8 protein-coding genes are annotated in these 9,010 nt (G+C 64.1%); 1 reads left to right on the plus strand and 7 read right to left on the minus strand.

Going from position 1 to position 9,010, the window contains the following annotated elements; genetic code table 11:
* The 4 genes from ENZ74_RS12145 to ENZ74_RS12160 form a co-directional block, all read right to left on the minus strand.
* Positions 1-713, minus strand: a 713-nt coding sequence (locus ENZ74_RS12145; RefSeq protein WP_164761010.1) for an amino acid racemase, incomplete at its 3' end; no start/stop codon positions are given.
* The gene (locus ENZ74_RS12150; RefSeq protein WP_245441278.1) at positions 710-1,981 is read right to left on the minus strand and encodes a cation:dicarboxylase symporter family transporter; all 1,272 of its coding nucleotides are present in this window, start codon (positions 1,979-1,981) and stop codon (positions 710-712) included. The genes ENZ74_RS12150 and ENZ74_RS12145, both read right to left, overlap by 4 nt.
* Before the next feature lie 92 nt (positions 1,982-2,073).
* Positions 2,074-2,913: a transporter substrate-binding domain-containing protein gene (locus ENZ74_RS12155; protein ID WP_063167599.1), complete on the minus strand. Its 840-nt coding sequence runs from the start codon at positions 2,911-2,913 to the stop codon at positions 2,074-2,076.
* Between the two features lie 206 nt (positions 2,914-3,119).
* Positions 3,120-3,809: an SDR family NAD(P)-dependent oxidoreductase gene (locus ENZ74_RS12160; protein ID WP_063167598.1), complete on the minus strand. Its 690-nt coding sequence runs from the start codon at positions 3,807-3,809 to the stop codon at positions 3,120-3,122.
* A gap of 371 nt (positions 3,810-4,180) precedes the next feature.
* Between ENZ74_RS12160 and ENZ74_RS12165 the strand changes: the two genes are divergently transcribed.
* On the plus strand, positions 4,181-5,296 hold the full coding sequence (locus ENZ74_RS12165) for an anhydro-N-acetylmuramic acid kinase (protein WP_063170182.1): 1,116 nt from the start codon (positions 4,181-4,183) through the stop codon (positions 5,294-5,296).
* On the opposite strand, the gene ENZ74_RS12170 is transcribed toward ENZ74_RS12165, so the two are convergent.
* The 3 genes from ENZ74_RS12170 to ENZ74_RS12180 form a co-directional block, all read right to left on the minus strand.
* Positions 5,293-5,715: a GNAT family N-acetyltransferase gene (locus tag ENZ74_RS12170; protein ID WP_063167597.1), complete on the minus strand. Its 423-nt coding sequence runs from the start codon at positions 5,713-5,715 to the stop codon at positions 5,293-5,295. The two genes, ENZ74_RS12165 and ENZ74_RS12170, sit on opposite strands and share 4 nt — an antisense overlap.
* Entirely contained in the window at positions 5,712-7,103 is a 1,392-nt protein-coding gene (locus ENZ74_RS12175) for a sigma-54 dependent transcriptional regulator (RefSeq protein WP_063167596.1), read from the minus strand. The genes ENZ74_RS12170 and ENZ74_RS12175 overlap by 4 nt, the downstream gene beginning before the upstream one ends.
* Positions 7,100-9,010 (minus strand): sensor histidine kinase (locus ENZ74_RS12180; protein WP_348630695.1); only part of this gene is annotated, 1,911 nt, incomplete at its 5' end. The genes ENZ74_RS12175 and ENZ74_RS12180, both read right to left, overlap by 4 nt.

The raw sequence follows: 9,010 nt of genomic DNA on the forward strand, positions 1-9,010 counted from the left end.
GTACCGAACCCTAATCGCGTCAGGCAGGCTCGCGCCAGGGCCGCATTGCTGTCGATGACGAGCAATCCATTCACGTCGTTGAGGCTGGCGGCCACCACCGACAGTTCGGTGCAGCCGAGCAGGGCGGCATCGGCGCCGGCCGCTTGCGCGATGTCGAGCGCGCGCTCGGTTTCAACCGCCGCATCCGCGATCGAACCCGCCTTGACGAGGCTGATCGCGCTGTCGACGCACGCCTGAAATTCGGTGTTCGAGGGAAGGCAGAGCTCAAATCCCGCCGCCGACATCCTGTCCTGATAGAAGCCGGAGACCAGCGTGCCCTGGGTGGCGAGAACAGCAACCCGGCCCCGCTCCAGGCTACGACGCGTCTCCGCCACCACGGCGTCGCCGATATGGATGATTTCCGCGCGCGAATTCGCCGCCAGTTGGTCGTACCAATGATGGGCGGTGTTGCACGGCATCGCGACGCAGGCGACGCCGAGCGCATTGAGCGTCGCGACCGCCGCTTTCAAAGGCGCCAGCGGGCCGTCATGGCCGGCAAGGATGGCTTCGGTCCTGTCGGGCAGCTGCGGTACGCTGAGGATCACGGCAGGCACATGTTCGTTGTCTCTGAACGCCTGGGTCATCCGGGTCAATTTGAAGTAGAAGTCAGCCGATGCAAGCGGCCCCAGGCCGCCGATAATGCCGAGCTGGGGACGGATGCTGTCGTCGATCATCCGGCAGGCTCGGCTTCGAGCTGTTCCGAGACGGTTTCAGGCTGTGTCGCCTCCCTGTGGCTGGGAGCGATCATTGCCGTGCTCGCCGCGACGGTGCAGACGCTGGCCAGCGTCATGAACGTGTCCACGGCCGCATCCACCGCGACGAACAAAGCGAACGCCGCCTCGAAGGGAAGCTTCAGGTAGCCGCAGACGATGGACATCTGCGACAGGATGAGCAGGCTGCCCATGCCGCCGGTGGTGAGCGCGAGAAGCGCCGAGATGATGCCGACGAGCACGAGGTCGGGGACTGCAAGCGGATGGCCGTAGAGCTGGGCGATGAACAGCGCACCCGAAGTGTAGAGCAGCGCCGGGCCTGTACGCAGCAAAGCCGCCTGCAGCGGCACCAGCAGTTCCACGACCACCAGGCTGAACCGCAGGCGCTCGCTCAAAAGGTTGATGACCCACGGCAGCGAGGCGACCGTAGAGCGTGTGGTGATGGCCACCATGAGAAGGGGCTGGCAGGTCTTGATCGTCGTCCAGTAGCTTCGTCGCGACCGGATGGCGATAATGGCAAAGGCGCCGGCAACGAATATGAGGCAGGAAAAACCCATCACCAGCAGGTAACCGCCCATCAGCGTGAGCGGCTTGGTTCCGGTCGACGCGGTCTGGTCCGCGATCAGGATGAAGGTTGCAAAGGGCAACCCCCAGATGAACCAGTTGGTCAGCACCGTACAGGCCCTGTAGACCGCGTTGAGCGCCTGCGTCAGGCTCATGGACGAGGGCTGGGGAATCTTCCCCATCGCGAGCCCGAAAAGCAGGCAGAACAGCAGAACCTGGATGGTCTGTCCCGAGGCCAGCGCATTGAAGACGTTGTTCGGCACCAGGTCGAGCAGGATCGAATGCCCGCCGCTGGGATCCCCATTGGAGGGCGGCGGCTGGAACGGGAAGGCGAGATCGGTGGACACGCTGCCTTGCGAATTGATGAACTCGCCAAGCTCGATGCGCGACTGGGGATTCTCGATCTGGCCCGGCTGCAGGATCAGCGACAAGGTGCCGCTCACCAGCACGGCCAGGAACGACACGACCAGCACGGCCATACCCACCTTACCGAGGTAGCGGACCGATTTCGGGTCCTGGACCATCGCCGTGATGGAGAAGATGACCGATGAGACCAAATAGGGCAGGACGACCATCTTTAGGAAATTCAGGTAGAGTTGTGCGACAGGGCTGATCGCATGGGCAAAGTCTGGATAGTAGAGGCCGCACAGGATTCCTGCAGCAATCATCGCAATCGTCGTCACCGGCGATCGCAAGATACGCCTTGCCGCGAGACGCCAATCGAAAGGCAGGGGTCCGGCTACGTCGGAGATGGCCATTGTCAGGCTTTGCTCCCCAGGCGATAGCGGGCGATGATCTCGTCCGTGTTGAGAATCTGCTGACCCCGCGCGAGGTCGAGATACAGATCGACAAAGGCCGCGAGATGCGGATTGTCCGGCCGCACGCCGACTGCGATCGTATCGACCTTGTCGGTCAGCGTGATGGAGCGCGCTACGACTGTCATCGACGGATCGTCGACCATCAGCTTCTTGATCTCGAAATCATCGCGATAGGCCATGTCGATCGTCCCGTTTCGGATCGCATCGATGATCAGGTCCCAGCTTGCCAAGCGATGGATTTGCGCATGTGGGAAAGTCGTGGCCGCATAAGTGGCGAAGGAAGAGCCCTCGATCACGCCGAGATCACCTGAGAAATCACGGACAATCTGTTCTGGCGGCTTGCCTTGCGCGATACGCGCCAGGTTGAGGCGGTTGGCGATCAGCCCTTGCCGCAGCATGGCGTAGGGGCGGGAATAGATGATCGACCGGCCGCGCTGAAGCGTCCTGCTGAGCTTGCCAATCGCCATGTCGGCCTGTCCGGAACTGACCTGTCTGACGATATCGTCGAACGTTGCGGCGGATCGGTCGAACACCGGCTCGACCCCAAGCGCCGCGGCGATGCCGTGGGCCAGTTCCATGTCTATGCCATTGTCCCCCGATCCGTCGGCCGGGAAGAACGGATTGGAAGCGAAGGCCGGCATTGCGATGCGCAAGGCATCGCCGCTCGCGATCGGCGTTGGGGCGTTCTCCGCCTGCTGTCCTGGAGTGTTGGCCGCCCGGGCTTGCGAGATCAGCAACCCGCCGCTCCCGGCCGCAAGCAGTGTACGACGTGTAACCGGCATACGCGTTCTCAATTAGACCGGGAAAGCCAGCAAGATGCACAACCGACGTTAAACAAACGTATATATTACACTGCGCTTTTTTATGTATTGGATAAGCAGCTCAGCGCCACAAAATATTAGTATCACCTAATGTAAAAGGAATGGCGGAAGGATCGCGTTACTTCCCGCCAGGCGATTAGTTGGCCCCTAGGCGATCAGCTGCACTGTCAAAACGTCTCTGCCCAGGGCCGCAGCTCAAGCTCCGAGCTCCAGGCGCTGCGATGCTGGGGATGGGTTGTAAGATAGGCCTCGGCGATGGCGTCCGGCGATAGACGGCGGTCCGGCCGGCCGGGATCGGCCACCTGTCCGGCCGGCTCGATCTGGCCGTCGATGATGAAGTGGGCGACGTGGATGTTCTGCGGAGCGAGCTCGCGGGCCATGGACTGCGCCAGGCCGCGCAGGCCGAATTTCGGCATGGCGAAGCCGGCTGAGCCGGGAAATCCCTTCACACTGGCGGTGGCGCCGGTGAACAGGATCGATCCGGAACCCCGCCCAAGCAGCCGGCGCGCCGCCTGCTGGCCGACCAGGAAGCCGCCATAGGCGCCGACCAGCAATGCCTGTTTGACCGCTTCGGCATCGAGCTCGGCGATCGGTCCGCGGGTGCGCGCGCTGGCGTTGAACACTGCAAGCGCCAGCGGGCCGGCCTTGTCTGCAGTGTCGAACAGGCTGGCGACGGACGCGACGTCGGCAACATCCGTCTCGACGGCCAGCGCACCGGTTTCGTCGGTCAGAGCGCTGAGCTTCTCGAAATTGCGGGCGGCCAGAATCACGCGAAAGCCTTCCTGGGTGAGAAGGCGCGCAAGCGAGGCGCTCAGACCAGCGCCGGCGCCTGCAATGACGGCCACATCGGATGCCATGATTTTTCACTCCTTGCGGATTTCGGCGGAAGCGTTCGCCAGATCAGGCAAGGTCGCGCCTTCGGGGCTGACAGGCAAGAGGTGGCATCTCGGCGGTTGTTGAGCCAGACGGCTGCAGAACCAACGTTGCGCGGTCCAGCATCGCCTGTGGCGCTACGAAGGCCGCTCGGCCTTCAGCACCGAGACCGCCGCTTCGACAGTGGCAAGGCTTGGACCTTGCCCGCCAACCGGATTCATCCGACCGATATTTTGACGGTAGAATCGTCAGGCTTCGCAAAGCTATCGGCGATCTCATCGATGGGGACTGGAGCATGGTCCCGAAAAGTGGGAAACGGTTTTCGGAAAAGATCATGCTCAACGAGGAAACGACTATGGAACCAATCTGGGCCGTCGGCCTGATGACCGGCACGGTGCTGGACGGCAACATCGACGTCGCGCTGATCAAGACCGATGGCGAACGCATCGAGGATTTCGGCACCTACCGGCTGATGCCCTATCCCGCGTCGATCCGCTCGCTGCTGGAAGAGACGCTGACGGAGGCGCGGGGGTGGAGTTTCGTTGGGCCGGAGCCGGCGATCTTCCGCACCGCGGAGGATGCCCTGACACGCGCGCAATCGGCGGCCGTCAAGGAGTTGGTCGAAGGCTATGGCATGACGATGGCCGATATCGGCATCGTCGGTTTTCACGGCCAGACCGTTCTGCATCGTGCGCCGCAGGTTGGACGGCTGGGCCAGACCCGGCAGCTCGGCGACGGTGAGCTGATGCATGCCATACTGGGCACCAAGGTCGCATACGATTTCCGCTCGGCCGACATGCGCGCCGGGGGGCAAGGCGCGCCGCTGGCCGCGGTCTATCACACCGCGCTGATGCGCAGCGCCGGTGCCAATGGCGAGGTCGCCGTACTCAATCTCGGCGGCGTCGCCAACATCACCTGGTGGGACGGCGCTGACAATGTCGTCGCCTTCGACACCGGCCCCGCCAACGCGCCGCTCAACGATTTCATCAAGTCGAAGGGGCTCGGCGAGATGGACCGCGACGGCGCGCTTGGCTGGGCGGGAACGGTCGACGAGGCCCGGCTCGCCAAGCTGCTGCAGCACCCTTATCTGAGCAAAGCCTACCCGAAATCGCTGGACCGTTTCGACTTCGGTGCCGCGATGGCGGACGGCCTGAATGCAGAGGATGGTGCGGCCTTGCTCACCGCGTTCACCGCCGGCGCCGTCGGCAAGGCACTCGACCTCTTGCCGCACCGGCCGAAGAAACTGGTGGTCAGCGGCGGAGGTCGCCATAATCCGACCATGATGGCGATGCTGGCCAGCCGCGCCGGCGTCGAGGTGGTGCAGGCCGAGAGCCTGGGCTGGAGCGGCGACGCGGTGGAGGCGGAATGCTTTGCCTTCCTCGCGGTTCGCGTGCTGCGCGGCCTGCCGATCAGTTTTCCGAGCACGACCGGCGCACCGCGGCCGATGCAGGGCGGAAAACTCGCCGGTTAAGCCAGTTTCTTCTGCAGGAAGATGCGGCTGCGGCCGACGGGGAAGTCGGCAAGTGTTCCAAAGGGCTGATAACCCTGGCGCTGATAGACCTTGGCGGCATTCGGATTGAAGGTGTCGATCCAGGCGTTTTGACAGCCGCGCGCCACCGCTTCATGTTCGGCCGCGTCCAGCATCTTGCCGGCCATGTGCTGGCCACGCAGCCGCTCATCCACCCAGAGCCATTGCACATAAAGCCATCCCCAGGCGGTGTAGCCGGAAATGCCGGCGACGACCGCGCCGGCGTCGTCGCGCACGAACACCGCAAGCGCATGCCTTTCGGACGCGCCGACATCGCCGTCGTTGAACGCCGTCAGCCTTTCGCTGAGAAAAGTGAGGTCTTGCGGCGAGGGATTTGCCGTCGTTTGCAGTGTCGTGTTCATCGCTTTTCCGAGATGGGTTGCGTATCGGCATCGCCGCCATTGCGAAATTCGGACGCGGCAATGCCGTAGCGCTTGAGCTTGTCATAAAAGGTCTTACGCGGCACGCCGAGCACGTCGATGGCGGCGCGCACGTCGCCGCCATGGTCGCGTAGCGCATCGCGGATCAGTTGCGCCTCATAGTGGCCGACCCGTTCGGGCAATGCTGCCGCAGGCTCCGGCGAATGCGCGCGAACCGTTTTCATCTCCTCGTCCGGGCCGAGACCGAGCGCGACGCGATCGGCGAAATGGGCGAGCTCGCGCACATTGCCCGGCCAGTCATGCGACTGGAGATGATCGCTGACGGCTGCATTCACTTTGGCGACAGGCCGGCCAAACCGTTCGGCCGCCTTGCCGAGGAAATGCCCGAACAGCATCGGGATATCGCCGCGGCGTTCACGTAGCGGCGGAATGCGCAGCGTCACCACGTTGAGGCGAAAATACAGATCCTCGCGAAAATCGCCGCGCTGGTCCGGCCGCCCGAGATCGACCTTGGTCGCTGCGACGACCCTGAGATCGATGCGCCGTATCTCGTTCGAGCCAAGCGGCGTGAGGCTGCGCGTTTCGAGCACGCGCAGCAGCTTGACCTGGAGCGCAGGCGGCATGGATTCGATCTCGTCGAGAAACAGCGTGCCGCCGCTCGAATGCTCGATGCTGCCAATCCGCCGCCGCTGCGCGCCGGTGAACGCGCCAGCCTCGTGGCCGAACAACTCGCTCTCTATGACCGTCTCCGGCAGAGCGCCGCAATTCAGCGCGACGAAGGGTTTTGCGCGCCGCCGCCCCCATCGGTGCAGGAGGTCCGCCACCACTTCCTTGCCGGTTCCCGTTTCTCCCTCGACCAGCACATCGACATCCATGTCGGCGATCTGGCGCAAGGTCTCGCGCAACCGCTTGATGGCAGGCGCCTCGCCGATCAGCGGCAGGCCGTCGGCGGCCAATGCCGCGGCTTCGCGCAGCCGCCGGTTTTCCATCACCAGCCGCCGCTTCTCACTCGCCCGTTTCAGCGCCTCGACAAGGCGTTCTCCGGCATAGGGTTTCGGAATGAAATCGTAAACGCCGTCCTTGAGCGCGGCCACAGCGAGATCGACGTCGCCATGCCCGGTAACCAGGATCACCGGTATATCCGCGTCGATCGCTTTGATGCGATCGAACAGCTGCAGACCATTCATGCCTGGCATGCGGATATCGCTGACGACGACGCCCTCGAAATTCCTGTCGACGACGGCAAGTGCTGCCTCGGCGGCGTCGAGTGCGACCACCGTGAAGCCGGCAAGCTCGAGCAATTGCGTGGTGGCGTGAAGGAGGTCCGCATCGTCGTCGACGAGCGCGACCAGCCCTGATCCGTCTGTCATTCAATTCGCCTCAAATCGATGGTGAAGGATGCGCCGCTGCCATTGCCGGGATCGAGCCGCAGCGTGCCGCCCAATTCCTGGGCGATCTCCTGCGAGATCACCAGCCCCAGGCCAAGCCCCTTCTCCTTGGTGGTCTGGAACGGCATGAACAGATTGCCGGCCGCCTCCGGACCAAGGCCGGGTCCATTGTCGCGCACCGAAATCAGCACTCGATCACCGCGCTCGGCGAGTTCGATCTCGATGCGCGGATCGGGCTGGTCCTTCATCGCGTCCAATGCATTTTGCAAAAGATTGACCAGGATCTGCTCCAGCCGGATGCGGCTCGCCATGACCACCGGCGAGGCATTGCCGCGCGGCCTGACGATGGTGACGCCGGAATCGCGTATGCGGCCTGACAGCAGCGACAGCGCGCCGTCGATCGCCTCGCGCACCGGCAGCGGCGAAGCGGCGACGCCCGGCCGGCGGGCGAAAGTGCGCAAGGTGCCGGTGATCGCGCCGATGCGTTCGGTCATCGAAACGATCGATGTCAGATTGCCGCTGGCCGATCCGGTCTTGCCGCTGTCCAGAAAACGACCTGCATTCTCCGCATAGGTGCGGATGGCGGCGACCGGCTGGTTGATCTCATGCGCCACGCCGGCGGCGATCTGGCCGAGGATGGAAAGCCGGTTGGCCTGGGCGAGATCGTCGCGCAGTCGGCGGACCTTGGCTTCGGCATTCTCGCGCTCGGCGATTTCGCCGGCAAGTGCGGTGTTGGAGCGCGTCAGCTCGGCCGTTCGCGTGCTGACCCGGCTTTCGAGCTCGGCATTCATGCGCGCCAGCGCTTCCTGCCGCAGCCTGCGCGTTCGCCGGCGCCGGGTCAGCACGTAGGCAATCAAGCCTAGAAGCAGCAAGCCCAGGAGCGTGGTCAGGCGCGCCGTATTGGCGGCCGAGGAGAGAGCAGCGTCGGCGGGCGTCAGCAGCCACAGACGCCAGCCTGGGACTGCACCGGGCAAATCCTGCACCACCTCGACGAACTGGCGTGGTTTTCCGGCGTTGTCGATCGTCGCCAGGCCATCGCCGGCGCCGCGTCTGAACGGCAGCGGCTCGAAGGCAGCATCGGCCAATTGCAGTTGCTCATGGGCGGCGGCCACGTCCTCGGCCGACAGTGGTGCCAGCGCACGAAACCGCCAGTCGGGCTGGCTGGTGGCCAGCACGACGCCTCGTTCATCGGTGACAAAGACAAGGAAACCGCTGGAACGCCAATTTGCCTCGACGCCGTCGAGCTCGACCTTCAACACCGCAACGCCAAGCGGCTTGCCGTTATCGTCGACGCGGCTCGAAAGGTAGAGTCCCGGCCGTCCGCTGATCGTGCCGAGGCCATATTGGCTGGCAGCACCTTTCGCCATCGCCTCCTGAAAATAGTGCCGGAAATTATAGTCGATGCCGACAAAGCTGGTCGGTTCGCCGGCATTGCTGGCTGATATGGCGATGCCTGCCGTATCGATGACATAGATGGCGGAGGCCGAGGCATCGCCGGCAATCGCCTTGAGCTTGTCGTTGAGGGCCGCTTCTTGCATCTTCCCGGCCCGGCGCAGCGCGCCCCGCACAGCATCGTCGCGGGCCAGCACCAAGGGAACCAGGCGCTGCTTTTCGATTTCGCCGGTCAGCGTTCCCGCCGCCAGCGGCAGAGCGGCAAGTGCTGTGTCGCGCAGATTGTCGGCCGCCTGGCCGGAGGCGATGCGCCCGGCGATGGCGATCGCGCCAGCCAGGACGGCAAGGGCTGCGACCACGGCAAGCCAGCGGCCGTCGCGCAGCCGGGCCACCGCCTCGCGCAGCAACTCACGGCCGGCAAACCCTTGGGATTCGCTATCGGTGCCTGCCTGCGGCGTCTGCCCTCTCCCTTTTCTTCGCGGCTTTCCGGTCAGTGT

Origin of the sequence: Mesorhizobium sp. M7A.F.Ca.CA.002.15.2.1, from assembly GCF_003998715.1 — a bacterium.
Taxonomy (GTDB): Bacteria; Pseudomonadota; Alphaproteobacteria; order Rhizobiales; family Rhizobiaceae; genus Mesorhizobium; species Mesorhizobium ciceri.